The sequence below is a fragment of the Massilia orientalis genome (assembly GCF_030411975.2).
GTDB lineage: Bacteria > Pseudomonadota > Gammaproteobacteria > Burkholderiales > Burkholderiaceae_D > Telluria > Telluria orientalis.
Map to the genome: position 1 here is coordinate 24,756 of NZ_JASNRB020000016.1, position 26,393 is coordinate 51,148.

23 protein-coding genes are annotated in these 26,393 nt (G+C 64.9%); 11 read left to right on the top strand and 12 right to left on the bottom strand.

The annotated features are described in order from the left end of the window. Positions 1-25: 25 nt before the first annotated feature. Positions 26-2,572, top strand: a complete 2,547-nt coding sequence (locus QPK29_RS23325; protein WP_371768540.1) for a cation-translocating P-type ATPase — start codon at positions 26-28, stop codon at positions 2,570-2,572. A gap of 8 nt (positions 2,573-2,580) precedes the next feature. Here QPK29_RS23325 and QPK29_RS23330 read toward each other — a convergent pair whose 3' ends face one another. From QPK29_RS23330 to QPK29_RS23350, 5 genes are all read right to left on the bottom strand, one after another. Beyond that, positions 2,581-3,549, bottom strand: coding sequence for an FAD:protein FMN transferase (locus tag QPK29_RS23330; RefSeq protein WP_307166932.1), 969 nt, complete (start codon positions 3,547-3,549; stop codon positions 2,581-2,583). Then, on the bottom strand, positions 3,533-5,752 hold the full coding sequence (locus tag QPK29_RS23335; RefSeq protein ID WP_371768541.1) for a PepSY domain-containing protein: 2,220 nt from the start codon (positions 5,750-5,752) through the stop codon (positions 3,533-3,535). Before QPK29_RS23335 ends, QPK29_RS23330 begins: the two co-directional genes overlap by 17 nt. Positions 5,753-5,762: 10 nt before the next feature. Further along, a complete protein-coding gene (locus QPK29_RS23340) occupies positions 5,763-6,233 on the bottom strand; it encodes a DUF2271 domain-containing protein (RefSeq protein ID WP_229411870.1) in 471 nt (156 codons plus the stop codon). 11 nt (positions 6,234-6,244) lie between these two features. Continuing rightward, positions 6,245-6,589, bottom strand: a complete 345-nt coding sequence (locus tag QPK29_RS23345) for a PepSY domain-containing protein (protein ID WP_371768542.1) — start codon at positions 6,587-6,589, stop codon at positions 6,245-6,247. 240 nt (positions 6,590-6,829) lie between these two features. After that, the gene (locus tag QPK29_RS23350; protein WP_371768543.1) at positions 6,830-7,372 is read right to left on the bottom strand and encodes a hypothetical protein; all 543 of its coding nucleotides are present in this window, start codon (positions 7,370-7,372) and stop codon (positions 6,830-6,832) included. An 83-nt stretch (positions 7,373-7,455) separates the two neighbouring features. Between QPK29_RS23350 and QPK29_RS23355 the strand changes: the two genes are divergently transcribed. Then, complete coding sequence (locus QPK29_RS23355) at positions 7,456-8,145, top strand: VIT1/CCC1 transporter family protein (protein WP_400189840.1); 690 nt, start codon at positions 7,456-7,458, stop codon at positions 8,143-8,145. Between the two features lie 677 nt (positions 8,146-8,822). On the opposite strand, the gene QPK29_RS23360 is transcribed toward QPK29_RS23355, so the two are convergent. Beyond that, on the bottom strand, positions 8,823-9,773 hold the full coding sequence (locus tag QPK29_RS23360; protein WP_229411874.1) for a LysR family transcriptional regulator: 951 nt from the start codon (positions 9,771-9,773) through the stop codon (positions 8,823-8,825). A 100-nt stretch (positions 9,774-9,873) separates the two neighbouring features. Here QPK29_RS23360 and QPK29_RS23365 point away from each other — a divergent pair, with 100 nt between their 5' ends. The 7 genes from QPK29_RS23365 (at position 9,874) to QPK29_RS23395 (ending at position 18,558) form a co-directional block, all read left to right on the top strand. After that, on the top strand, positions 9,874-10,725 hold the full coding sequence (locus tag QPK29_RS23365; RefSeq protein WP_371768545.1) for a fumarylacetoacetate hydrolase family protein: 852 nt from the start codon (positions 9,874-9,876) through the stop codon (positions 10,723-10,725). A 30-nt stretch (positions 10,726-10,755) separates the two neighbouring features. Then, on the top strand, positions 10,756-12,843 hold the full coding sequence (locus tag QPK29_RS23370; RefSeq protein WP_371768546.1) for a hydantoinase/oxoprolinase family protein: 2,088 nt from the start codon (positions 10,756-10,758) through the stop codon (positions 12,841-12,843). After that, entirely contained in the window at positions 12,843-14,600 is a 1,758-nt protein-coding gene (locus tag QPK29_RS23375) for a hydantoinase B/oxoprolinase family protein (RefSeq protein ID WP_056123478.1), read from the top strand. Before QPK29_RS23370 ends, QPK29_RS23375 begins: the two co-directional genes overlap by 1 nt. Before the next feature lie 7 nt (positions 14,601-14,607). Continuing rightward, positions 14,608-14,967 (top strand): hypothetical protein, encoded by a 360-nt coding sequence (locus QPK29_RS23380; protein WP_160409554.1) that lies wholly within the window; start codon positions 14,608-14,610, stop codon positions 14,965-14,967. A 9-nt stretch (positions 14,968-14,976) separates the two neighbouring features. Further along, the gene (locus tag QPK29_RS23385; protein ID WP_371768547.1) at positions 14,977-15,996 is read left to right on the top strand and encodes a CobW family GTP-binding protein; all 1,020 of its coding nucleotides are present in this window, start codon (positions 14,977-14,979) and stop codon (positions 15,994-15,996) included. A 70-nt stretch (positions 15,997-16,066) separates the two neighbouring features. Continuing rightward, on the top strand, positions 16,067-17,506 hold the full coding sequence (locus tag QPK29_RS23390; protein WP_371768548.1) for an MFS transporter: 1,440 nt from the start codon (positions 16,067-16,069) through the stop codon (positions 17,504-17,506). 26 nt (positions 17,507-17,532) lie between these two features. Beyond that, a complete protein-coding gene (locus QPK29_RS23395) occupies positions 17,533-18,558 on the top strand; it encodes a porin (RefSeq protein ID WP_371768549.1) in 1,026 nt (341 codons plus the stop codon). A 265-nt stretch (positions 18,559-18,823) separates the two neighbouring features. Here the strand turns inward: QPK29_RS23395 and QPK29_RS23400 are convergent, their stop codons facing one another. After that, positions 18,824-18,940, bottom strand: a complete 117-nt coding sequence (locus tag QPK29_RS23400) for a DUF1987 domain-containing protein (protein ID WP_229411876.1) — start codon at positions 18,938-18,940, stop codon at positions 18,824-18,826. Positions 18,941-18,982: 42 nt separating this feature from the next. Further along, complete coding sequence (locus tag QPK29_RS23405; RefSeq protein WP_371763751.1) at positions 18,983-19,984, bottom strand: sulfate ABC transporter substrate-binding protein; 1,002 nt, start codon at positions 19,982-19,984, stop codon at positions 18,983-18,985. A 275-nt stretch (positions 19,985-20,259) separates the two neighbouring features. Between QPK29_RS23405 and QPK29_RS23410 the strand changes: the two genes are divergently transcribed. Then, positions 20,260-21,159 (top strand): flagellin N-terminal helical domain-containing protein, encoded by a 900-nt coding sequence (locus QPK29_RS23410; protein ID WP_371768550.1) that lies wholly within the window; start codon positions 20,260-20,262, stop codon positions 21,157-21,159. Positions 21,160-21,254: 95 nt separating this feature from the next. Beyond that, complete coding sequence (locus QPK29_RS23415; RefSeq protein WP_371768551.1) at positions 21,255-22,115, top strand: hypothetical protein; 861 nt, start codon at positions 21,255-21,257, stop codon at positions 22,113-22,115. On the opposite strand, the gene QPK29_RS23420 is transcribed toward QPK29_RS23415, so the two are convergent. The 4 genes from QPK29_RS23420 to fliQ are packed head-to-tail and all read right to left on the bottom strand — an operon-like array spanning position 22,116 to position 26,389. After that, positions 22,116-24,212: a flagellar biosynthesis protein FlhA gene (locus tag QPK29_RS23420; RefSeq protein ID WP_371768552.1), complete on the bottom strand. Its 2,097-nt coding sequence runs from the start codon at positions 24,210-24,212 to the stop codon at positions 22,116-22,118. It lies immediately after the preceding gene. Further along, positions 24,209-25,348, bottom strand: a complete 1,140-nt coding sequence (flhB, locus tag QPK29_RS23425) for a flagellar type III secretion system protein FlhB (RefSeq protein ID WP_056123451.1) — start codon at positions 25,346-25,348, stop codon at positions 24,209-24,211. Before flhB ends, QPK29_RS23420 begins: the two co-directional genes overlap by 4 nt. Then, positions 25,341-26,120, bottom strand: coding sequence for a flagellar biosynthetic protein FliR (gene fliR / locus QPK29_RS23430; protein WP_056123448.1), 780 nt, complete (start codon positions 26,118-26,120; stop codon positions 25,341-25,343). Before fliR ends, flhB begins: the two co-directional genes overlap by 8 nt. Then, positions 26,120-26,389, bottom strand: a complete 270-nt coding sequence (gene fliQ / locus QPK29_RS23435) for a flagellar biosynthesis protein FliQ (RefSeq protein WP_036235061.1) — start codon at positions 26,387-26,389, stop codon at positions 26,120-26,122. The genes fliR and fliQ overlap by 1 nt, the downstream gene beginning before the upstream one ends. Between the last annotated feature and the right edge of the window lie 4 nt (positions 26,390-26,393).

Consider the following 26,393-nt stretch of genomic DNA (forward strand, 5'->3'; position numbering starts at 1 on the left):
CACCCCGATGGATCAAGGAGCTGACATGCGGCCTGCCCAGCCTTGCGGGCTCGACGAAGAGGAAGCCAGACGACGACTGCGCGAACAAGGTCCGAATGAACTGCCCACATCGAAGCCGCGCAGCGTCCTGCGCCTGCTGCGCGACATTGTCTTCGAGCCGATGTTCCTGCTGCTGGTCGCCTGTGGCGCCATCTACATGGTATTGGGCGACCGCCAGGAAGCGTCGATGCTGCTGGGGTTCGTGTTTGTCGTGATGGGCATTACCTTTGTCCAGGAGCGCCGCACGGAACACTCTCTCGATGCATTGCGTGACCTGTCCAGTCCGCGGGCGCTCGTCTTGCGCGGAGACCAGGCTCGACGGATTCCGGGCCGCGAACTGGTGCGCGGCGACGCCGTTCTCCTCGCGGAAGGCGACCGGGTGCCGGCCGACATCCGGCTGCACGAATCGTCGAACTTGATGGTGGACGAATCAATGCTGACAGGCGAGTCGGTACCTGTCGCCAAGCGGGCGGCGTCCGACAGCGCGGCCCCGGACGACAATGCAAACGTCAACGTGTTTTCCGGAACCCTTGTCACCCAGGGCACGGCGCGCGGCGAAGTCGTCGCCACCGGCGAGCAAAGCGCCTTCGGCAGGATCGGAAGATCGCTTGCCGGCCTGGGCGGCGACAGTACACCCATCCAGGCCGAGACCCGCCATATCGTCAAGGTCGTGGCCCTGGCCGGTATGGCGCTGGCTGCGCTATTGACCCTCGGCTATGGCATCTTGCGCGCGGACTGGCTGCACGCCCTGCTGGCGGGATTGACGCTGGCAATGGCGATCATTCCCGAGGAGTTGCCGGTTGTCCTGACGCTCTTCCTCGGACTCGGTGCCTGGCGCCTGTCCCGGCAAAGCGTTTTAGCCAGGAACATTCCCGCTGTCGAACTGCTCGGCGCCACGACAGTGCTGTGCGTCGACAAGACAGGGACGCTGACCACCAATCACATGGTGGTCCGCAAGCTCTGGTGCGACGGTACGGAATTTGACGTCGGGGGCGCACTGGATGCTCTATTTCCGGAAACCTTTCATGGCCTGCTGGAGTATGCCGTGCTGGCGAGCCACCGACGCGCCTTCGATCCGATGGAAACGGCCATCACGGAGGCGGGCAAGACGCTCCTTGCCGACACCGAGCATTTACACGGCGACTGGACGCTCGTCGACGACTATCCCCTGTCGCGCGAGATGCTGGCCATGACGCGGGTGTGGCAATCGCCGGACACCACCGAACGCATGATCGCGGCCAAGGGTGCGCCGGAGGCGATGGTCGATCTATGCCACCTGGACCCGGTACGCGGCGCGCGTATCGCGGATCAGGTCGCGCGCATGGCGGCCGACGGCCTGCGTGTGATCGGCGTAGCGAGGGCCGTGTTCGCGGCCCGCGATCTGCCGGAGAGCCAGCACGATTTCGATTTCCAATTCCTCGGCCTGGTCGGACTGGAAGACCCGGTGCGCGCCAACGTGCCCGACGCCATCGCCGAATGCCGCGCAGCCGGCATCCGCGTCGTGATGATCACCGGAGACCATCCGGCCACCGCATTGTCGATTGCGCGCCAGGCGGGCCTGCCTGCGAATGGCAACTTCATGACGGGAGCGGAGCTGGCCTCGCTCGGCGACGACGAACTCGGGATGCGCCTGGCGGCGACGGATATCTTCTGCCGCGTGATGCCTGAGCACAAGTTGCGGCTGGTGCAGGCGTTCCGGGCAAGCGGCGAAGTCGTTGCGATGACCGGCGACGGCGTCAACGATGCGCCGGCCCTGAAAGCGGCGAATATCGGGGTCGCGATGGGTGCGCGAGGCACCGACGTCGCGCGCGAGGCTGCCGGCCTCGTGCTTCTGGAGGACGATTTTTCCTCACTGGTCACGGCAGTACGCTATGGCCGTCGCATCTTCTCCAATCTGCGCAAGGCCATCGTGTTCGTGGTCGCCGTCCATGTGCCGATCGTCGGCCTGTCCATTCTGCCCGTCATGCTCGGGTGGCCGTTGGTGCTCCTGCCAGCCCATATCCTGTTCCTCCAGCTGATCATCGACCCGAGCTGCTCGCTCGTGTTCGAAGCGGAGGAGCCAGAACGGGATGCGATGCGTGGCAAGCCACGGCGTCCGGAAGACAGACTGTTCGACACGGCTGTGCTGATCAGGGGGCTATGGCAGGGAGCGGGTCTGCTGGCGTTACTTTGCGGGATGTACGCGTGGAGCCGCCATCACACGGGTTCCGACGATGCCGCCCGCGCGATGACCTTCACGGTACTGGTTCTTTCCAACATCGGACTCATCTATGTAAACCGTACCTGGGAAGGCGCCACGTGGCAACGCGAACATGCCGGGAACCGCTATTTCAACTGGATGGCCGTGTCGACGCTCGCCGTGCTCACCATCGTTCTCACGATTCCCGCCATCGCGCGCCTGTTCTCGTTCGTACGACCGCCGGCCGGGATACTGCCGATTGCCGCGGGGGCCGCGATCGTAGCCACGCTGTGGTTCGAGGTCGTGAAGACGGTACTTCGCAAGCGGCAAGGCGGCACTGCGCCGGCCGGGTGACGCCGATCTCATTGCAGCAAACGACCAGGAACCAGGATCTCCCGCAACCGGTCGTCCTCGCGCAGGACAAAAATCGCATCGATCCCGTTTGCCCTGGCAAGGACGACACCGTCCTGTTCACCAAGCACAAGCAGCGCCGTGGCCCAGGCGTCGGCCAGGACGCAAGTCGGCATGAGCACGGTGACCGCCGCGACGGCATTCGACAACGGCTGTCCGGATCGCGGATCCATCGTGTGTGCATACCGCTTCCCATCGACTTCGATCCAATGCCGATAATCGCCGGATGTTGCGATGGCTGCGTCAACGAGTTCCATGACACCGGAGACCTCGCGCTGGCCGAAGACCGGCTTCTCGACCGCGACAGCCCAAGCTTCCCCGCCGGGCTTGACGCCACGCGCCCGCATTTCGCCATCGATACCGACCAGGTAACGCTCGACACCCAGACGTTCGAGACAGCGCGCAAGCTCGTCGACGCCGTAGCCCTTGGCGATCCCCGACAGGTCCAACGTGACCGGATGCAGCTTGCGGACTCGCCGACGTGCGCGGTCCGTATCGAGGATTGCACCCGCTTGCGTGGGTCGCCGCGGATCCGGCGCGGGATCGTGCGCCGCGAACGACCGGGCCGATGGACCAAATCCCCACACGTCCACGAGTGCGCCAACACCCATGTCGAAGGCGCCATGCGATGCCTGGCCGACCCGCAGCCCGATGTCGAGTACCTCCATCAGCTCGAAGGGTATCGTCACCCAGGTGTTTTCGGGCGCGGCGTTCAGGCGGCACACATCGGACGTTGGTATCCAGGTCGACATTTGCAGATCCACCTTGTCGACGGCGGCTTGCAGCCGCGCGCCGATTGCCATCGCATCGATGGGCTCCGACGCATAAAAGATCGCCGTATAGCGCGTCCCCATCGTCTTGCCATTCAGGCTGTAGCGCCGCAAGGCGACATGGGACTGCTGTTCAGAAAACGTCTTCACGGTACCGTCCAGTCGTTCTGAGCGTTTGTACGCTCAGGTTCATGGGCGCCAGGATCTCGTCCAGAGCCATCCTCACGCTGTGCGCCATCGCACTGCTGCCGCAGACGAGAACCTGGCCACCGCCTCCAATCAACCTGCGCATGTTCTCGGCATCTTCCGTCAAGCGCGTCTGCACGCGGACGCCATTGCCGACACGTGAAAATGCGGTGTGAAGCTGCGTGAGCCGGGCGTCGGCCAGATAATTCTTCAACTCCGGTTCATACAGGAAGTCCGATTCGGGATCCCGCCCTCCCCAGTACAAATACATGGGATATTTGCCGGTATTATTTCGAATAAAACCCGCGAGCGGGCCAATGCCGGTGCCGGCTCCGATCAGGATCACCGGCGACTTTCCGGACGCGGGACGGAACTGGGGATTCGGCTGGATGAACGCTTCAACACGGTCGCCAACCCGAAGACCGTGCAGATATGTGGAACACATGCCGCCCGGCTGCTTACGCACACAAATTTCGAGCACGCCGTTCCCGGAACCGCTCGCCAGTGAATAGAAGCGCGGCATGGCGCTACCGGGAGGAATGATGCCGGCCAGGTCCCCCGCCTCGAAATGCGGCAGTCGATCTCTCTTGAACAGCCTGTTCAACAGGCCCCCGGGGGCCGCAACGGAAGCGGCAACGAAACGCAGCACGACCGTCGGTTCGGATTCCTCCCGGCCATAATCGATCCGCTCCTGCAGGCATAACGGAAAGGTCTGCGGATGGACCGGCGTGTATTCCAGCTTCAGCCCGGAGCCAAGCATGTCGCCGGCCGCAACGCCCCAACGTGCGAATTCCTGCGACGATTGCCGGTTGATCGGGACCAGTTCGAGGGCCGGCTGGCAGCCATGCGCACGGAAAGCCGCATCGACGTCTTTGGCAAACTGGCAGAATTTCGGAAATTGCCGGTCACCGAAACCAAGCACGGCGAATCGGGTCGCCGGGTCAGGCGGGCGTTGAGCCAGCCGCGCCAGGAACTGGTCGGCGGATGAAGGCGCGCCGCCGTCGCCATAGGTCGCTGTCAGGACGAAGACCATGCGTGCGGGGCTGTCATGGAACGAGGCCTGGTTCATCGGCGCGGTGCACACCCGCCTTCCCGCCTCGCGCAGCGCATCGTGCAAAACGCGCGCAAATCCCCATGTACTGTTGTTCTCGCTGCCCACCAGGATCAGGATCTCCGCCGACCGCGCCCGACTGTTGCCTGACAGGCGCGGCTTCGCGCGCCGCCGCTGCCACCAGACAGTCGCGCCCGTCACCGCCATCCAGGGTGACGTCAATGCGCACACGCCCAGAATCAAACCGAACCACCAGAGACCTTCGCCCGTGTGCAAGCGGTAGAGCAACTCGTACGCCTCGCGCGTGCCGCTGTGCGCGCGAAAAGCGAGCAAGGCGCCGCTCGACGGGTCGACGTATCCGTCTCCCTGGACAGTTCGCAACGTGTAGACGGCCGCAGCGTCGCCGGGCTCCGGAAACACGAGTTCGCGCAGGTCGGCTACGTCGGTGGCGACCAGGGCAGGCAATCGTCCCACGGGCGCAGGTGGCCCACCCGACGTCGTCGACGGAAAATCGGGCTCGTCCTGCATGCCGTCGGAGACGAAGCCGAACGTCGCGCCCGACATGTACGTGCCCGTGATCGCCGATATCAACAGGCCCGCAATGGCTAGCCGTCCGACCTCGGCATGCCAGCGCTGGCTTCTGCTGCCGTGTAGAGGCCGCGCCAGCGCCCGCCAACCGCCGACGCGATGGACCAGCAGCATGAGTCCCGACACGCAGAGCACGAGCATCAAGACCGCCGTCACGCCAGTTGCGATGCGGCCGGTCGTGTCGAGGAACAGCGATCTGTGCAACTGTTTAACCCATCGGAAGAACGCCGATGGGGTGTACGGCCGAATACGGTTGCCGCTCGCTGGATCGACCTGGTCTGCCCCGGCGCCGCTCCCGGTTTGGTAATACACGATGAGAGCGCCCGACGGCGTGCGTTGGATCTGTTCCGCGCCGGGATAGCGTGTCTGCACCCGCTCCGCCAGCCGGGCCACGTTAAGACCCGCCGGCAGGCTCGCTCCCATCCGCTCGGCGGCCGGATCGACCGACAGGATCGCACCCGTCACGCCCACGACGGCGATGAACAGCGCGGCGACAAGCCCCGGGAGCGAGTGAATCTTGCGTAACATACGTCCGCGGTTACAGATCGTAACTGAAGGTATTGATATAGCCTCGGCCCTTGACCGCTTTTCCGCTGCCCTGTTTCGTCAGGGGCACACGCACTTCGGCAGGATTGTCCCGGCCGTCCTCGACAGCACTGTCGATCCTGATTTCATAGCCGGCGTCGATCAGGACATCAGCGATTTCGACTGTGACCTTGAGTCCTTTGCCGCTGCCGACGCTGGCGCCTGTGATGCCGTCGAACTCGCGGGTATTGAGACCGCTACCCCGGGCCCATGCACTCATGTGCTTGTAGTATTTCGATTTCTTTCCCGCGACCCATAAGGTTTTCTTGTATTTTCCGGCAGCGTCGGTCAGATACACCGCCAGATAAGCCCCATTGCCGCCATAATTCTGCAATTGAGCGTTCAACGTTACCGGCTTGGCCCAAGCGGCAGTCGGAAGCGCGCACGCGCTCGCGATGCACATATATGTGGTTATTTTTTTCACGAAAGTTTCCTTTATCGGTCGTGCTTCGCCCCGAGGTTATGTCTTCTCCCAACCGGCGGGAGATATTCCGCCGTATCCGCCTCTTCTTGGAACTCGACTTCAAGACTGCGAATTTTCAGGGTAGCAGGAGAATATTTCGCTTTTACCTTATTGCCGTTGCGATCCACCGCCCTCACCTCATAACAACCGTCATCCACCTTGATGCGCTGTATGGTCCAACCGTTTTTTTCGGCCTCTTGCCGCAACGTATCACGTGGCTTCCACTGGTCAACCGGGTCCGTACAGTCGACATGGGCCGACGCCTTATCACTGCAGACCAGGGCAGTCAACACGACGAAAACTGGAAGTAATTTCATGATGGAGTGTCGGAGCGATACATAGATCGGACCTGCGATGACGACTCGACGGGGTGCCCGGGTAATAGCGGAGAGAATATATCCAATGCCCGAAAGCGTCTGACAGCAAGCAGATAGCTCTGGAAAATATAGCCGAAAACGCTTATATCGACACAAATTTATCTTTTTGAAAATTGATGCAAATCAAAGCGCGATCCAAGATGAGTATTTTGCTTTCATAACAGGCAAATCAGTTACAAATCAGGCCTCGATAATCGAGACGCGTGCAAAGCGCAGGTTGTCGAAGACCCGGATTCGCCCTTTGAGCGGCCACCAGTCGTACAGGAAGATCTGCACCGGTCTCCACATTGCAACCCAACCGATGATCGTGGGGCTCTCGCGTACGATCGATTGGGTGGGGCTGGGAATAAGGCCTTCCGCGACCTCTGCAAGGAATAAGCAAACACAAACGAAAGCCACACCGATTGCAAGACTCATCCGTCCCTGCCTTAATAACTGGCGCAGTTCATAACGCACCATCTCGGCCTTGTATCGGTAATAGTTGTGGATAGCATCAGAAACAAGTTCGCAGGCCTTTGCGGTGGACTCGATTTTTTCGACGAAAATAGTCAGTTGCAAACGGCTTTCGTGAGGCAAGGCCAACGCCCAGCTTTCAATGAATGCTTCACAACTGCGGTCGAGATCCTTGTCCAGGAGAGGTGATGGGTCGAGCGAATTGAATAACTGTTCGATCTCGCGGACGCGGAGTTCCAGGGTGTGAATCGGGTGCGGACCAGGAGGCATGAAGTCAGTTTAACCCAACTATCCACTCGCGCATGCCCCTGGCTTGCCATAAAATAAAGCCACCTCAACTACGGGTCGGAAGCATGAGACACCAGGAAATGCACCGTATCAAACACTTGGGGTGGTTGCGCGCCGCCGTCCTTGGGGCGAACGATGGCATCATTTCGACCTCCAGTCTCCTCGTCGGCGTTGCCGCAGCTCATGCGTCGCATAGCAATATGCTGTTGACCGGCTTCGCTGGACTCGTGGCCGGGAGCATGTCGATGGCGACGGGCGAATATGTCTCGGTCGCGTCTCAGGCCGACACGGAGAAAGCATCGATCGGCCAGGAAAAAAACGAACTGGCCAATGACCCGGAAGCGGAGCTGCGCGAATTGACCGCGATCTACGTGCAGCGGGGCCTGGAGGCGGATTTGGCCCGGCGCGTTGCCGCGCAACTCATGGCGCATGACGCTCTCGGCGCCCATGCCCGCGACGAACTGGGGATGTCCGAAGCCACGCAGGCACGCCCATTGCAGGCGGCCCTTGCCTCCGCATCGAGTTTTGCTGTCGGCGCCGCCATGCCATTGGCGATCACGGCATTGGCGCCAGCCGGGCTGCTCATTGCGGTGCTGGTCGTTGCCACACTTGTCGGGCTTGCCGGACTCGGGGCACTGGCGGCAAAGACTGGTGGCGCGCCCGCCATGCCGGCCGCGCTCCGCGTCACGTGCTGGAGCGCCCTCGCCATGGGTTCCACCGTGGCCATCGGCAGCGCATTCAACGTCGGCTTATGACATCGCATGGCGCGGTTCGCCGTGTTGTCCGTCCTGCTCCCGCGGAGGCTGTCCCACTGCCAGGGGCCGTTTCGAGAAATGGCTTAGTCGTAAGACTACAGTACGTGACTGTCGAGCTGTAAACGCGCCTGCGCGGCCAGCGCGTCGAGCCGTGCGGTCAGGGCCGCCAGTGCCGCGGACAAGTTGACTTAGAACCGCATGACCGATGTCCGCTCCTACATTGACATCACCGCGGTGGCAAGGCAGCCAGCGATTTTTCTCATGAGGCGTTATTAAATAAACTGTTTATATCGATCGGCAATCAGCACATGCGTAGTGCCAAGCATGCAAACCGAACAGCCGCGACGTCGGGGCATATCTGAACCAACGACTTACGCCGACCGTAGCGGCCGGACACACAACCGAGGTTCCCCGGAGTCCGGCGTAAGGGCTCGGGCACGGCTTCGACCACGAATGCCTTGGCAGTGTCGAACGCCGCCTTCGCACGGGCCGTTCGTCTTCGCGAAAACCGATTGCTACAAATTTGCTACAGCTGCCCCATTCCTCACTCTATAAACAGCGCTTCCTCGGTCCAGTCCATCATCGGGGCAACACTTAACGTTCTCTTGCGGTATTTCATACTATCCAGGCTCGGCACCGAAACCGGTCAGTATATACGACGCCCCTCGAACCTGTCTTCACCCGACACTGACCGGCATGCCGCCAACCTGTGCCTCGTTCGCGATTTCCCTGACGAGCTGCATGACCGTCTTGCCCGCGAGCGTCAACGGTCCTTGCTGGGACACCGCCAACGCGATATGACGCAGCAGCTGCGGCTCGACGATCGCGCTGGACTGGAGCTGGAGGGACCGGGTTGCGCCGGAAATAGCATACGGCCCCAGCAGTGCATACATGCCGCCATTGCTCACGATCCGCGTCTGTAACGCGAGCGAATCGACCTCGGCCACGACATTCAGCGCGATCCCATGCTCGGCCGCGACATGGTCGAGCCTGTCGCGCCATGAGTTCGGCCGGCAGAACATTACGAGAGGCAGCCGGTTCAACGACCGGAAAGCGACGGTCGGTGCGCCCGTCAACGCATCGCCGGGCGGGCCGACGAGGTACGTCTCCACTTCGGACAGGTAGACGTCGCCATGGTTGGGGGTCGCGCTGTGCCGGTACAGCAGTGCCAGGTCGACGTCGCCATTCTCGAGCCAGGTTTCCAGCTGCGCCCCCTGCCCTTCCCGGATCGTCAACTGGATCAGCGGGAACTGCTCCTTCAGCCGGTAATACAGCGTCGTGACGAACGGATGGGCCGTCGACGGCAGGATCCCGAGCCGGACCGCGCCGACGGGCGTGTCCGCCGTCGCGCGGATATCGTTCGTCAGCTGGTCAGTGTCGGCAATCCACCTGCGGATGCGCGGTGCGATCCGGCGCCCGAGCTCCGTCAGCACGACGCCACGTCCCGTACGAACGAACAACCGCCCCCCGCACTCGCGCTCCAGCTCGGTGATCTGCCGGCTGATGTGCGGCTGCGTCGTCCCGTAGGCCGTCGCTGCTTTCGTCAGGCTTCCCAGCTCGCTCACGACGATGAACAGCTTCCAGGCCCCGTAATGGATGGCGTCTTCTTGGTATGCGTTTTTAGGCATGTCTGAAATGTCTGACTGATGGCTTCCGGCATAGCCTAGCACGGCCTAGACTCGATTTGCCAATCTGAATCGACTAACAACACAACGGAGGAGATACGGGATGAAACTCGTGGCTTACCAATACGAAGGCAAGGCCGGCTACGGCGTGCTGTCCGGCGACCGGATCGCCGCCCCGGGCAAGGATTTCCTGGAACGCTATCCGGACATCCGTTCCGTCCTGGACGGCGGCGCGCTGCCCAAACTGCAGGAAGTCGTGACCAGTGCACCGGCCACGCTGGCCCTGGCGGACGTTGAACTGCTGCCGCCGCTCGCCAACCCGCGCAAGATCTTCTGCGTCGGCCTGAACTACAAATCGCACGTCGCCGAGACGAAGCGTCCGGATGCCGAGCACCCGGCGATCTTCGTCCGCTTCGCGGACTCCCTCATCGCCGACGGCGCGCCGCTGCGCTACCCGAGCGGCAAATCGGAAAATTTCGACTTCGAGGGCGAACTCGCCGTCGTCATCGGCAAGGGCGGCAGCGACATCGCCGAGGCGGATGCAATGGCCCATATCGCCGGCTATGCCTGCTTCAACGACGCCACCGTGCGCGACTGGCAACGCCACACGCACCAGTGGACGCCCGGGAAGAACTTTCCTGGCACCGGCGCCTTCGGCCCGGCGCTGGTCACGGCAGACGAGATCGCCGACATCACGCAATCCGTGCTGACGACCCGGCTGAACGGCGCCGTCATGCAACAGGCGCCACTGTCGGACCTGATCTTCACGCTGCCCGTCATCATTTCGTATCTGTCGACGTTCACCCCCCTCTCCCCCGGCGACGTGATCGCGACGGGCACCCCGGGCGGCGTCGGCGACCGCCGCGAGCCGCCGCTGTACATGAAGCCGGGCGACACGGTCGAGGTCGAGATCAGCGGCATCGGACTGCTGAAGAACACCGTCAAGGCTCTCTGAGCCCATCGAAGCAAACAAGGAGACATCAGCATGACCACGGAAAACACCGCGGGCCACCTGCGCATCGCCGTCGACATCGGCGGCACGTTCACGGACCTGGCGATCCTCAACGAAAAGACGGGCGAGCTGTCGTTCGGCAAGGCGTTGTCCACGCACGGCCAGCTCGTGAACGGCATCCAGAACACGCTCGACAGCGCCGGTGCGCACGTCGAGGACGGCGGCCTGTTCCTGCACGGCTCGACGATCGCGATCAACACGCTGCTGGAGCGGAACGGCGCGAAGACGGCCCTGCTCATCACGCAGGGCTTCCGCGACATCTACGAGATCGGCCGCGTCAACCGTCCGGACGCGTACAACCTGTTCTTTTCCAAGCACGAGCCCCTGATCCGCCGTTCGCTGCGCTTCGAAGTGCCGGAGCGCCTGCTGGCCGACGGCACGGTCTACCGGCCGCTCGACGACGATGCGGTGCGCGCGCTGGCACGCCAGCTCAAGGACGAAGGCGTGGACGCGGTCGCGGTCCTGCTGCTGCACTCGTACCGCAATCCCGCGCACGAGATCCGGGTGCGCGACATCGTCCGCGAGGAGATCCCCGGTGTGTTCGTCACCGCGTCGCACGAACTGTCGCAGGAATACCGCGAGTTCGAGCGTGTCTCGACGGTGGCGGCCAATGCCTACGTCGGCCCGCGCGTGTCCGCCTACCTCGGCGAACTGGAAGAGCACCTGGACCAGCAGGGCTTCCCCGGCGACTTCTACGCCGTGCAATCTACGGGCGGCCTGTTCCCGCTCGATCATGCGCGCCGCGAATGCGTGCGCATGCTGGAATCCGGTCCGGCCGCGGGCGTGATCGGCGCGCAGGCGATCTGCGCCCAGCTGGGCCTCGGCGACGCGATCGCGTTCGACATGGGCGGCACGACGGCGAAGGCCGGCGTCATCAACGACGGCAAGCCGCTGACGAGCAGCAGCGCCCTGATCGGCGGTTACGAAAAGGCGCTGCCGATCCAGATCCCGATGATCGACATCTTCGAGGTCGGCACCGGCGGCGGCAGCATCGCGCGCCTGGAAGTGGGCAACGCGCTGCGCGTCGGCCCGCAAAGCGCCGGCTCGATCCCGGGCCCCGTGTGCTACCAGCGCGGCGGCACCGAGCCGACCGTGACGGACGCGAACCTGCTGCTGGGCCGCCTGGACGAACACAACTTCCTCGGCGGCGAAATGCTGCTCGACAAGGACCGTGCCTACCGCGCGATGCAGACGAAGATCGGCGATCCGCTCGATATCGATCCGGTGCGCGCCGCCGACGGCATCCTGCGCATCGCGGTGACCTCGATGTCGCACGCGGTGAAGGCCGTGACGACGGAGCGCGGCCTGGACGCCGGCAGCTTCACGATGGTCGTCTACGGCGGCGCGGGGCCGCTGCACGCCTCCGCCATCGCCCGCGAACTGGGCATCCGCAAGGTGCTGATTCCGTTCGCGCCCGGCTACTTCTCCGCCTATGGCATGCTGTTCTCGGACCTGCGCTACGACTACGTCCGCTCGGTGTTCCGCAAGCTGGACGACGTGTCGTTCGAGGAGATCGAGGCGATCTACGCCGGCATGGAGGCCGAGGGCCGCGCCGCGCTGGCGCAGTCCGCGGTGGCGCCGGAATCCATCGTGATCGAGCGCGCGGCCGACATGCGCTACGTCGGCCAGGAGCATGCCGTCGCCGTGGACCTGCCGACCGAATTCTTCGAGCGCCAGGACCGCGGCGCGATCAAGCAGCGTTTCGACGCCGTCCACAATGTTCGTTACGGTACGTCGGCACCGGGCGAGCCGGCCGATCTCGTGAGCCTGCGCGTCACGGTGCTGGGCGTGATGCGCAAGCCGCCCCGCCACGCCGTCGAGGAAGGCAGCGCCGTGCCGCCGGACGAAGCGCTGCGTGCCCGCAAGGACGTGTACTTCCGCTCGGCCGCCGGCTTCGTCGCCACGCCCGTCTACAAGCGGCACCTGCTGCGCAGCGGGAACCGCATCACCGGACCGGCGCTCGTCGAGGAACACGCATCGACCACCGTCGTGCAACCGGGCGACGAGGTGCTCGTCGACGCCTTCGGCAACCTGCAAATTTCCATCGGGAGCGAACTGTAATGAACACGCAAGCACACGCCGCAGAAGCGGTCGATGCCGTCACCGTCGAGATCATCCGCAACGGCCTGATCGCGGTGACGGAAGAAATGAAATCCAACCTCACGCGGACGGCTTACAACCTGATCATCTACGAGGCGCTGGATTTCACCGTGGGCCTGTTCACCGTGGAAGGCGACTCGATCTCCATCGGCCTCGGCCTGCCGATGTTCATTCGCGGCATGAGCGAAACCGTGAAAGCGAAGATCCGCCACTTCGGGCTCGAGAACATCAAGCCGGGCGACATCCTCGTCACCAACGACGCGTACACGACGGGCAGCCACCTGAACCACTTCACGTTCACGATGCCGGTGTTCCACGAGGATGAGCTGATCGGCTTCACCTGCTGCATGGCGCACTGGCTGGACGTGGGCGGCACGCTGGGCCAGATCACCACCGACATCTATTCGGAAGGCATCCAGATCCCGATCGTCAAGTATCGCAAGGAAGGCATCGTCAACCAGGACCTGGTCGACATCATTGCGATGAACGTGCGCCTGTCCGAGCGCGCGATGGGCGACCTGCGCGCGCAGATCACGGCGATCACGACGGGCGAGCGCCGCTACCTGGAACTCGTGCGCCGCTACGGCTGGCAGGCCGTGCGCGCGTCCGTCGTGCAGATCATGGACCATTCGGAAGCGCTGGCCCGCGCCAACACCCTGAGCATCCCGGACGGCGTGTACGAAGCCGAATCGTACATGGACGACGACGGCCTCGAAGTCGGCAAGCGCATCCCGATCCGCGTCAAGGTGGTCGTGCAGGGCGACGAGATGACGGTCGACTTCACCGACGTCGCCAAGCAGGTGCGCGGCTTCTACAACTCCGGTTTCACGACGGGTATCGCCTGCGCCCAGGTCGCGTACAAGTGCCTGACGACGCCGACGGACTATCCCGTCAACGACGGCAGCTTCCGTCCCTTGAAAGTCATCATGCCGATGGGGACCGTGATCAGCGCGGAGCGGCCGTTCCCGATGCGCGTGTGGATGACGTTCCCGATGACGGTGATCGACACGATCTTCAAGGCGCTCGCCCCCGCGATTCCCGACCGCGCGATCGCCGGCCACCACGCCGACCTCGTGTTCCCGAACATCCACGGCATCTCGCCGGAAGACGGGCGCCTGTTCATCGTCGGCATCGGCCCGCTGGGCGGCGGCTGGGGCGCCAAGTCGCGCGAGGACGGCGTGTCGGCCACGGTCTGCATCAACGACGGCGACACCCACAACAGCCCCACCGAGCAGCTGGAGGCGAAATACCCGGTGCTGGTGGAAAGCTACCGGCTGCGCCAGGACAGCGCGGGGGCCGGCCGCCAGCGCGGCGGTCTCGGCGCCGAGATGGTGGTGCAGGCGCTGTCGCCGTTCTCGGTCACGACGCGTATCGACCGCGTCCACTGCAAGCCGTGGGGCCTCGATGGCGGCCATGAAGCGGCGGGCAACGGCATCGGCATCCGCAAGGACGGCGTCTGGGACGAAAGCCATGCGAACGCCAAGGTGTTCAACGTCCGCCTGGCGCGCGGCGATGCGTACAAGATGCTGTCGGGCGGCGGCGGCGGATTCGGCGATCCGGCCGAGCGCGATCCCGCGCTGGTGGCGGACGACGTGCGCGAGGGCTACGTCAGCCGCGAGCAGGCCGCGAGCGCCTACAAGGTGATCGTCGGCGCCGACGGCAAGCTGGATGCCGCGGCCACGGCACGGCTGCGCGGCACCGCGTCCGTCACCGCCTGAGGCCACGATGGAAGCCGCCGCCCACGCCGTATCGGTCGAAGCACGCGAACTGCTCGACATCTGGGACCGCCTGGCACGCCAGCACGTGGCGCTGGCGGGAAGCTGCGCCTGCAGCGCGGGTGGCGTCACGCTGCAGCTGCAGGACTTCGAGCAGGACATCGCCGACTACCTGCTGGGCCAGGCGGAGCGCAACGGCCGCGCGGACGTCGCGGCGCTGCTGCGCGAACGGGGCCGCGCGGATGACGGCACCTGGAGCATCGGCGCCCTGCTCGGGGCGCTGGCCGGGGCGCCAGGGGACGACACCTGTGCCTTCCTCGTCGCCCGGCTCGGCAAGACCCTGCGTTCTTTCGCTAAACTCCATGGTTGAGGAACACACATGAGCCCCAACGACAAACCCACGCTGCCGCTGCCCGTCACCGTATTGACCGGCTTCCTGGGCAGCGGCAAGACCACGCTGCTGTCGCACATCCTGCGCGATCCGGCCTTCGCCCGCACCGCGGTCATCATCAACGAGTTCGGCGAAGTCGGGCTCGATCACGACCTGCTCGAACAGACGCGCGAGGAACTCGTCCTGCTGGCGAACGGCTGCGTATGCTGCACCGTGCGCGGCGACCTGCAGGCCACGCTGGCCCGGCTGGCGCGCGACGGTGCGGCGCACGGCATCGACCGCGTCGTGCTCGAGACGACGGGCCTGGCCGACCCGGCGCCGATCCTGCACACCTTGATGGCCGAACCGTCGCTGCGCGAGCACTTCCGCTTCGACCGGCTGATCACCACGGTGGATGCGGTGAACGGCGCGGACACGCTGGCGCGTCACGACGCGGCACGGCACCAGGTCGCACTGGCCGACCGACTCGTGCTGACGAAGACCGACCTGTCCACGCCGCAGGGACGCGCGGCATTCCAACGCCGGCTGGCAGCACTCAACCCGGGTGCGCCCGTGTGCCCCGCCACCCAGGGCAGGATCGAACCGGAGATCCTGTTCGGCGGCGCGGTCGCGCACGACGCGGCCGACAGCGACGCGTGGATCGCCCGCGCGACCGGGCATGACCATCACGATCACGATCACCATCACCACGACCACGCCGGGGGCATCCGCTCGCATGCCGTCGTGCTCGACGATCCGGTGTCGTGGCGCGGCTTCCAGGCCTGGCTCGACATGATGACGGCCATGCGCGGTCCGGACCTGTTGCGGGTAAAAGGCATCGTGCACGTGCGCGAGCATCCGGAAGCGCCCATCGTCATCCACGGCGTCCAGCACATCTTCCATCCGCCCCGCAAGCTGGACGCCTGGCCAGGCACGGACCGCCGCACGCGTCTCGTGTTCATCACACGCGGCATCGACCAGGACGACATCGAAGCGACGCTGGCCGTGTTTGCCCACAAGGAGACATGAACCGGTCACATACGCAGAAGCTCCCGTAGGCCGCCCAGACGGCACCACAATCAATAATCACGGAGACAACATGAGCATCGCAAACCAGACAGTCACACCCGAACACCAGTTCGAACCATCGCCCAAGCGCGACCAGAACGTCGCGCAGGCCGCCCCGCTGCTCTTCCGGCTCGAGAACGTCCACATGTCGCGCTGGCACACGAAGGCCAGGGTCATCATGGGCAGCGCCACGTTCTTCGACGCGTTCGACGCCCTGTCGCTCGCCTTCGTCCTCCCGGTCCTGATCGGGCTGTGGAAGATCACGCCCGGACAGGTCGGCCTGCTGATCGCGTCCGGCTACCTGGGCCAGGTCGTCGGTGCCCTGTTCTTCGGCTGGCTCGCCGAGCGCATCGGGCGCGTGCGCAGCGCCGGCATCACGATCGGCCTCATGTCCATCATGAGCATCGGCTGCGCGCTGGCCGGCAACTTCAACATGCTGTTCCTGGCCCGTTTCATCCAGGGGATCGGCGTCGGCGGCGAGGTGCCGGTGGCCGCCACCTATATCAACGAACTGTCGCAGGCGAAGGGCCGCGGGCGCTTCTTCCTGCTGTACGAACTGATCTTCCCGATCGGACTGCTGGGTGCGGCACAAGCGGGCGCGTTCGTCGTGCCCCGCTTCGGCTGGGAGTACATGTTCCTGATCGGCGGCCTTCCCGGCCTGCTGATCTGCCTCCTCGTATTCCGCCTGCCGGAATCGCCGCGCTGGCTGATCGGCCGCGGACGCTACGCGGAAGCGGAGCGCATCATCGCGTCCGTCGAGGCTTCCAGCCGTGGACGCCACCTCGATCCGGCCACGCAGCCGGACGCCTGCGCGGCACGCACCGCGGAACTGGCCCGCACGCTGCAGAACAAGCGCAAGGGGTCGTGGAAGGAACTGTTCTCGCCCGTCTACAAGCGCCGCACGTTCGTCGTATGGGCGCTGTGGGCGAGCGCGTACTTCGTCGCCAACGGCATCAACAACTGGCTGCCCAGTCTCTACAAGACCGTGTACCACCTGCCGCTGCAGGAAGCGCTGCACATGGCGTCGCTGTCGAACGTGCTGAGTACCTGCGCCGTCGTCTGCTGCGCACTGCTGATCGACCGTACGGGGCGCCGCCGTTGGGCCATCGGCAGCTTCATCCTGGCCGGACTGCTGCTCGTCGGCCTGGTCACGCTCGGTACCGACAGCGCCACCCACGTGATGATCCTCGGTTCGGCCGCGTACGCCGTGATGGGCACGACGACAGTGATGCTGTACCTGTACACGCCGGAGATCTATCCGACGCGGATCCGCGCGATCGGTACCGGCCTCGCCACGTCGTGGCTGCGCGCCGCATCGGCGACGGCGCCCGCACTGGTTGGCGTCGTGCTGGCGAAGGACGGCATCAACACCGTGTTCCTCATGTTCGCCGGGATGACCGTCGTCGGCCTCGTCGCGACCCTCGGCATGATCGAAACCACCAACCGCTCGCTCGAAGAAATCTCGCCCTGAGGCGATAGCCCGCACCCGGAGACACCATGACAATCGAAAACAACAAAGCCGCGCTGGCCGCGGCAGGGGCCCTCGCATGCCTGCTGTGCGCAAATGCGGCCGCACAATCGTCCGTCGAACTCTATGGTTTGATCGGCACCTACCTGGGCAGCGTGAAGCGCAGCGGCGAGCCGCAGGCGGTCACGCAGCTGAACGGCGGTGGCCTGACGACGTCCTTCCTCGGCTTGTGCGGCAGCGAGGATCTCGGATCGGGTAACCGCATCGTCTGGTCGCTGGAAAGCTTCTACCGCCCGGATACCGGTGAGCAGGGCCGCAACGCGACAGACCCGTTCTGGTCCCGCAATGCCTGGGTCGGCGTGGAAGGCAGCTTCGGCAGGCTGACACTGGGCCGGCAGACGAATCCGATGTACCAGCAGATGCTGCAACTGAGCCCGTTCGGCACCTCGGTGGTGTTCTCGCCGCTCGCGACACAGAGCTTCGTCGCGGCGTACGGCAGCAACGTGCTCGGGGACACGGTGTGGAACAACGTGATCCGGTACACGACGCCGCGCGTCGGCGGCGTGCGCGCCAGCATCGACTACGGCCCGGGCGAACAGGCCGGCCGGGCGGGCGTGGCGAACCTGGGCGTGCACGCCGACTACAACGACGGCCCGTGGAGCGCGGCCGTCAGCGCACAGCGGCTGCGCGTCAACATCCTCACGCCGCTGCCGGTGGAACAGAAGGCGTGGATGGCGGGCGTCGCCTACGACTTCGGTCCGGTCAAGGTCTACGGCAATGCCGGCCACGCCGGCATCGACGGCGGGAACACGTCGCGGCTGCTCGATGCCGGGTTGTCGGTCCCGGTGGGCGCGCGGGGCGCGATCCTGCTGGAGAGCGCCCGCACGAGATTGACGCCGGCGCGCGGCGCGAACACGCAACGCCGCACGACGTCGCTCGGCTATGACTACCGGCTGTCCAAACGAACGGACGTGTATCTCATCCACACGGGCGACAAGAAAACCGGCGCGGGCTACGCGGCAACGAACGCGCTCGGCATCCGTCACGCTTTTTGACGGGTTCGATCGGCACTGGAGCGCCGCATGCACCACGGTGCGGCTTCCCGCATGCCTACCCGGGCCGCCCCCCGGCGCCTACACTTTTCCACATCGTGAAGAGAGCAGCCGACATGGGATTCGAACTCGACGAAAAAATCGGTATCACGCGCATCCGCCTCAGCTTGCCCGTATGTGGCCTGACGGTGGTGGCGGCAGGCCAGGCGCCCCGTCCACCGCTTCGAGTACGCCATCCAGTTCACGGACGGCGCTGCAGCGGCTCCCGCTAGTCGCCGCGGTTGAAGGGGAAGCACAGCGCGGCGATCACCAGCACGATGACCAGGAACCATGTCACCCGATCGAGCCAGTCCATGATGGGTCCGTAAAAAGAGAATGCCGGCACGGAAAGCGCCGGCGTCGACGTCAGGCTATCTTACGCCGATGCTTACTTGCCCGGCTGGTACAGCTGGTCGAACGTGCCGCCATCCGCGAAGTGCGTCTTTTGTGCCTTCGTCCAGCCGCCGAACACGTCGTTGATGGTGAACAGGTTCACTTTCGGGAACTGCGCCGCGTATTTCGCGCCGATCGCAGCGTTGATCGGGCGGTAGTAGTTCTTCGCGATGATGTCCTGGCCTTCATCCGTGTACAGGAATTGCAGGTAGGCGTCCGCCACCTTGCGGGTACCGCGCTTGTCGACGACCTTGTCGACGACGGCCACCGGCGGCTCGGCCAGGATGCTCGCCTTCGGCGCGACGATTTCGAATTTATCCGGGCCCAGTTCCTTGATGGCCAGGATCGCCTCGTTTTCCCAGGCGATCAGCACGTCGCCGATGCCGCGTTCGACGAAGGTCGTCGTCGCGCCGCGGGCGCCGGAATCCAGCACCGGCACGTTCTTGAACAGCTTGGCCACGTAGTCGCGCGCCTTCGCTTCATTGCCGCCCGGCTGTTTCAGGGCGTTGCCCCAGGCCGCCAGGTAATTCCAGCGCGCGCCGCCGGACGTCTTCGGGTTCGGGGTGATGACTTGCACGCCCGGCTTGATCAGGTCGTTCCAGTCGTGGATGCCTTTCGGGTTGCCCTTGCGGACCAGGAACACGATGGTCGAGTTGTACGGCGAGCTGTTGTGCTGCAGGCGCTTCTGCCAATCCCTGGCGATCAGGCCGCGCTCGGCGATCTCGTCGATGTCCCAGGCGAGGGCCAGCGTGACGACGTCCGCCTGCAGGCCGTCGATCACGGAGCGGGCCTGCTTGCCCGAACCGCCGTGCGACGCCTTGAAGGTGACGTTGTCGCCGGTCTGGGCCTTGTACCTGGCGGCGAAGGCTTTGCCGACGTCCTGGTACAGCTCGCGCGTCGGATCGTACGACACGTTCAGGAGAGTGATGTCGGCGGCATGCACGGTCGGGGCGATCAGCGCGATGCCGACCAGGGCCTGGATCAGTTTTCTTGACAACATATGGAGGGCTCTTTTCGAAAGGTTCTGGAAGGCACAGGTTAAGCACACCCCCTCGAAAGACGAACGAATACTTTCGGTCTTGCATATCCGGTTTACGCATGACAGCCCTGCCATACGTACAACAGTCAAAATGACAACATGAAACCCGCAAAAAAAAATTTAAAAAATTTCCGCTCGGCATTTAATGACGGACGTGAAATGGTCGTCCTGTACTTGTGAGAGCGCGAGATGCGCAACCTCCCAACAGTATCCAAGCCATTAGGAGCCATATCATGCTGAGCCTTCACACCAACGTCGCATCGCTTTCCGCACAAAATTCGCTGACCCGTACCCAGAGCTCGCTGTCGACCTCGATGACCCGCCTGTCGACCGGTTACCGCATCAACTCGGCAATGGACGACGCGGCCGGCCTGCAGATCGCCACCCGCCTGAAATCCCAGAGCAGCGGCATGGCCGTCGCAATGCGCAACACCCAGAACTCGATCTCGATGCTGCAGACCGCCGACGGCGCGCTGAACGAAGTCACCAACATCCTGACCCGCATGAAGGACCTGGCGACCCAGGCCGCCGACGGTTCCTCGTCCGACGACGACAAGAAAGCGATGGACAAGGAATACAACTCGCTGACCGACGAACTTTCGAACATTTTCTCGAACACCAAATTCGGCGGCACCGAACTGCTGTCGACCAGCGCGAACGGCAAGCTGAACGCCGCCGCCGGCATCACCTTCCAGATCGGTGCCGACAGCTCGGAAAAAATGACCGCGAACTTCGACACCGAACTCGCCGCGGCCGGCGGCGTGACCGACACGATCACGACGGCGACCACCGGTTTCGTCTCGAACGCCGCCGGCGCGCCGATCGCCGCGTCGACCGGTTCGATCCTGTTCACCGACGCCAACACGGCGATCGGCAACCTGAACAAGGCCGTCGACGCCGTCTCGACCCTGCGTTCGAAGCTGGGCGCCGTGTCGAATCGCCTCGACCACGTCTACAACAACCTGTCGAACATCTCGAGCAACACGCAAGCCGCTACCGGCCGCATCATGGACGTCGACTTCGCGACCGAGTCGTCGAGCATGACTTCGAACCAGATGCTGATGCAAGCTGGTACCGCCATGCTGAAGCAGACCAACAGCATGTCGTCGATGGTCATGTCCCTGCTGCAGTAATCGCAGGGCCAGTAATGGCCACCCCGGGCTAGTCCAGCCGGAATCCGCAAGAGGCCAGCCACAAGCTGGCCTTTTCACTTTACACTGCCGAGATCATGGCCAGCCTATCCATCCCCGCCCTTCCGCCACCCGTCATCCCGGCGAGCGCGCCCGGCCCCCTGCCGGCCACGCCGGTCGGCGCGGTCGCGGCCGCCGTCCCGGTCGCCTTGCTGCAGGCCGAGCTCGAGGCAATCCCGCTGCCGCTGCCCGCCGCGCAGCCGGCGCCCGCGCTGCCCGCCGGCGATGCCCTGCCCGATGCCGCGGCGATGCGTCCCGACCAGGTCGTGATGGCGCGCCAGCTCACCTGGCCGCGTCCGGACGGCGGTGCGCTCGCCACGTCGTGGCGCGGGATGGTGCGCAACTATGGCACCCAGCTCGTCACGCGCGCGGTGCAGGCGTCCCGGCAACAGTCGGGCCAGTCGCTGCCGGGCGCGCTGCTGCAGAGCGGGCTGGATGCGCGCGTGCTGCGCCAGGCCGATCTCGCGACCCTGCCGCCCGACGCCTGGCGGTTCACCGTGCATGCGGGCGGACCGCAGGCACAGCACCTGCGCGTGATCGGGGAAGAGGAACAATCGCAAAAACCGCAGCGCCGCCGGCGCCGTGCCGCGCTGCGCCTGGAACTGGTGCTGGCCGACGGCACCGTCGTCACGGTGCAGGCGGAGCCGCTGGCCGATGGGGTCATGCTCGAACTGTGCACGCTCGACCCGGGCACCCTGCTGCACCTGCGCGCCCTGCAGCCGCAGCTGGAAGACGCCGTGCGCCGCTCGGGCCTGCGCGTACTCGGCTGGACCTGGAACGACACCCTGCCGGAAGGCCGGGTGCACGCGCGCCTGCCGTCGACCGAGGCGGCGGCCGCCCTCAGCCTGCCCGTGTTCCGCGCGATGGCGGAACTGGCGCTGCTGCTGCCGGCGGCGTAATTAGCCGACCGTGCCGATGATCGAGACTTCCCGGTTCTCGGGAATCTCGTTATACGACAGCACGTGCAGCCCCGGCGCGAACAGGCGCGCGTAGCGGGCCAGCAGCGGGCGGATCTGCGGCAGCACCAGGAGCAGCGGCGGCGTATGATGCTGCTTCATCTGCTCGCGCGCCACCGGCATGTTCAGCTGCAGTTGCTGCAGCAGCTGAGGATCGATCGGATAGTTGTCCAGCACGACCTTGCCGCCGTTGCTCTGGCGCGCCTGGTTCAGGGAACTGAGCAGCATGTTTTCCAGCTCGCCCGACAGGTTAAACGCGGGCATGTCCTTCTTCTTGCCGTACAGGCCGGACACGATCTGGCGGCGCAGCGCGCAGCGCACCTCGGCCGCGAGCAGGATCGGATCCTTCGTCGTTTCCGAGCTGTCCAGCAAGGTCGTCGCGATCACGACGATGTCCTTCAGCGACACGTTCTCGGCCAGCAGCACACGGAACACGCGCAGGAGCTGCGTGTGCGTGAGCGCCTTGTCCAGCGCACCGGCCAGCTTCGGCGACAGCGCGGTGAGGCGTTCCATCAGCGCCGGCACGTCCTCGTGGCGGAACAGCTCCGCCATGTAGTCGCGCGCGACCTTGGACGTGTGCGTGGCGATCGCGCTCGGCACCTCGACGACCTGGTAGCCCTGCCCCAGCGCGTGTGCCTTCTGCTCCGGATCGATCCACGTGACGGCCATGCCGAACGCCGGTTCGATGCCGGGGATGCCGTCGATGTCGCCGTACACGTTCGGCGACGGGATCGCCATCAGGCATTCCGCCACGACCTCGCCCTCGGCCACGACGGTGCCGTTGATCGCGATCGCGTACTGGTTCGGGCGCAGCGTCAGGTCGTCGCGCACGCCGATGGGCGGCAGCAGCAGGCCCATCTGCTCGGACAGGCTCTGGCGCACGCCCTTGATCCGTTTGGTCAGCACCTCGCCCTGGGCCTTGTCGACCAGGTGCACGAGCTTGTAGCCGACGGTGATCGAGATCGGCTGCACGACGGGCAGCTGCTGCCAGTCGAGTTCCGGCACGCGGTCGTCGCGCAGCGCGGCCTCGATGGCGGCCACGCCCGATTCGTCCGGCGGCTTCACGTCTTCGCGCGCCAGCTTCCAGGCGACGTAGCCGATGGCCGCGGCGAACGCCATGAAGAACAGCGACGGCATGCCCGGCACCATCGCCAGGATCAGCATCACGCCGGCGGCCGAGTACAGGACCGAGGGGTTGGCCAGCAACTGGCCGCCGACCTGCTGCTCGAAGTCGCCCGAGTCGCTGATGCGGGTGACGAGGATCGCCGCCGCGGCCGACAGCAGCAGCGCCGGCACCTGGGCCACGAGGCCGTCGCCGATGGTCAGCAGCGCATACTGGCGGAAGGCATCGCCGAACGACAGGTCGTGCATCACCGCACCGATCGCGACGCCGCCGATCATGTTGATGAGCAGGATGAGGATCGACGCGATCGCATCGCCGCGCACGAACTTGGAGGCGCCGTCCATCGCGCCGTAGAAGTCCGCTTCCGCCGCCACTTCCTTGCGGCGCAACTGCGCCTGTTCCTGGTTGACGAGGCCCGCGTTCAGGTCGGCGTCGATCGCCATCTGCTTGCCGGGCAGCGCGTCCAGCGTGAAGCGCGCGGACACTTCGGAGATACGTTCCGAACCCTTCGTCACGACGACGAAGTTGATGATCATGAGGATCACGAAGACGACGATACCGACGACGAAGTTACCGCCGATGACGACGTTGCCGAAGGCTTCGATCACGTGCCCCGCCGCGCCCGTGCCCTCGTGGCCGTGCAGCAGCACGACCCGCGTGGACGCCACGTTCAGCGCCAGGCGCAGCAAGGTGGTGCCGAGGATGACGGTCGGGAAGACCGAGAAGTCCAGCGGCCGCCTGGTCGAGACGGACGTCAGGATCACGATCAGCGCCAGCACGATGTTGAACGTGAACAGCACGTCCAGCACCGCGGGCGGCAGCGGCAGCATGATCATCGCCAGGAGCGTCAGCAGGAACGCCGGCGTGGCGATCTTCTGGCGGCGCAGCTCGAGCATCAAGCTGTTCAGGAAATTCATGTCGGGGATACCTCACTCAAAGCGGCCGGCACGGCCACGTCACTCGGGAACCGCGGGGCGGCCTGGCGCCGGCCCGCACGGAACGCATTCAATTGCAGCACGTAGTTCAGCACCTGCGATACCGCCTGGTACAGCGCGGCGGGAATCTGCTGCTGCACCTGACTGGTGTTGTAGATGGCACGTGCCAGCGGCGGCAAGGCGATCGTCTCGATCTGGTGCTTCGCCGCGACGGAGCGGATGTACAGGGCCATCTCGTCGATGCCCTTCGCCACCACGAACGGCGCTTCCGCACGCTTGGTGTCGTACTTCAGCGCGACCGCGTAGTGCTCGGGATTCACGATCACCACGTCGGCGGTCGGCACCGTCTTGTTCACGTTGCGGCGTGCCATCTGCTGCTGCAGCTGGCGGATGCGCGCACGGATCTCCGGCTTGCCCTCGGTGCTCTTGTATTCTTCCTTCACTTCCTGCTTGCTCATGCGCTGGCTGCGCGCGAACAGGAAAGCCTGCAGCGGCACGTCGATCAGCGCGAACAGCACGAACACGGTGACGAGCGCCATCAGGCCGTCGAACATCATGCTGGCGCCGTGCAGCAGCGCGTCCGACAGCGGCATGCGCTGCAGGTTGACCCACGCCGACAGCGCCGAGCGCACGACGTGCACCAGCACCACGGCGAGCAGCGCGGCCTTGGCCACCGACGTCGCGAACGTCGTCCAGTGCTTGCCGGAGGCCAGGTTGCCGAGGTTCTTCACCGGCGAGAAGCGGTCGAACTTCGGCACCAGGTTGCTGGTCGAGACGGCCCAGCCGCCCGGCACGAGACTCGCGGCGACGATCGCGAGCGGCACGGCGGCGAGCGGCAGCACCATCTTCACGAGCAGCACGGCCGCGCCGCTCCACACGACGGTCATCGCGTTTTCCATCGAGCCGGCCGCGCCCAGCGGCGCGTAGACAAGCCGGAACAGCGACCGGAACGATTCCAGGTAGCCGGGCAGCAGGAACGCGAACAGCTTCAGGCTCACCAGGATCCCGACCGCGGTGGCCAGGTCCTTCGAGCGGACGACGTGGCCCTGCTCGCGTGCCTTCTTGAGCTTCTGTGCTGACGCCTTTTCCGACTTGTCGCCGCCGGTATTGTCAGCCATGCGCCGCCCCCATCTGCTGCTGCAGCATCTCCAGCACCTGGTTCGTCATCTGCACATAGTGTTCCGGGATGAAGCGCACGACCTGCACGAGCATCATCAGGCCGAACAGCGTCACCAGCGAAAAGCCCAGCGAGAACAGGTTCAGCGACGGCGCGACCCGGTTCAGGAAGCCGAAGCCGATCTGCACGACCATCGTCGAAAACACGATCGGGAGCGCGAGCAGGATCGCGGCCGAGAACACCCAGCCCACGTTCAGCGCCACCGTCTCCAGCAGGAGACTGTTGTAGCCGCCGCCGACCGGCCACGCCTTGAAGCTCTGGCCCAGCACGCCCGCGAGCACGAGATGGCCGTCGACGGCGAAGAACACGAGGATCGCGACGATGCCCAGCAGGCCCGAGATCACGTCCGACTGCTGGCCGTTCATGGGGTCGTTCATCTGCGCCATCGAGAAGCCCACCTGGCTCGAGACGAGGAAGCCGAGCATGTTCACGACGGCCATCGTCAGTTGCAGGGCGAGGCCGATCACGCCGCCGATCACGGCCTGCTCGATCATCACGACGACGCCGGCCAGCGAGAACGGATCCGGCATGACGGCGCCTTTCGTCAGCGGCAGCATCAGGAACGCGAGCACCACGGACAGCAGCGCGCGCACCGGTACCGGCACCAGCGCGTCGCCGATGACGGGAGCCGTCGACAGCAGCGCCATGACGCGGCAGAACGGCCACCACAGCGCGCTGATGAACGGCAGCAGCAGGTGAGACACTTCCAGCATCAGCCGACCAGGGTCGCGGCGCGCTGGAACACGCTCACGCAATAGTCCATCAGTTTGCCGGTCATCCAGTGACCGGCGAGGATCAGGGCCACCAGCGTGACGAGGAGACGCGGCAGGAAGCTCAGCGTCTGCTCGTTGATCTGGGTGGCGGCCTGCACGAGGGCGACGATGACGCCGGCCACGAGGCCCGGCACCACCAGCACCATCACGAGCAGCATCACCAGCTGCAGGGCTTCGACGACGAAGTCGACGGCGATATCAGGAGTCATGTGA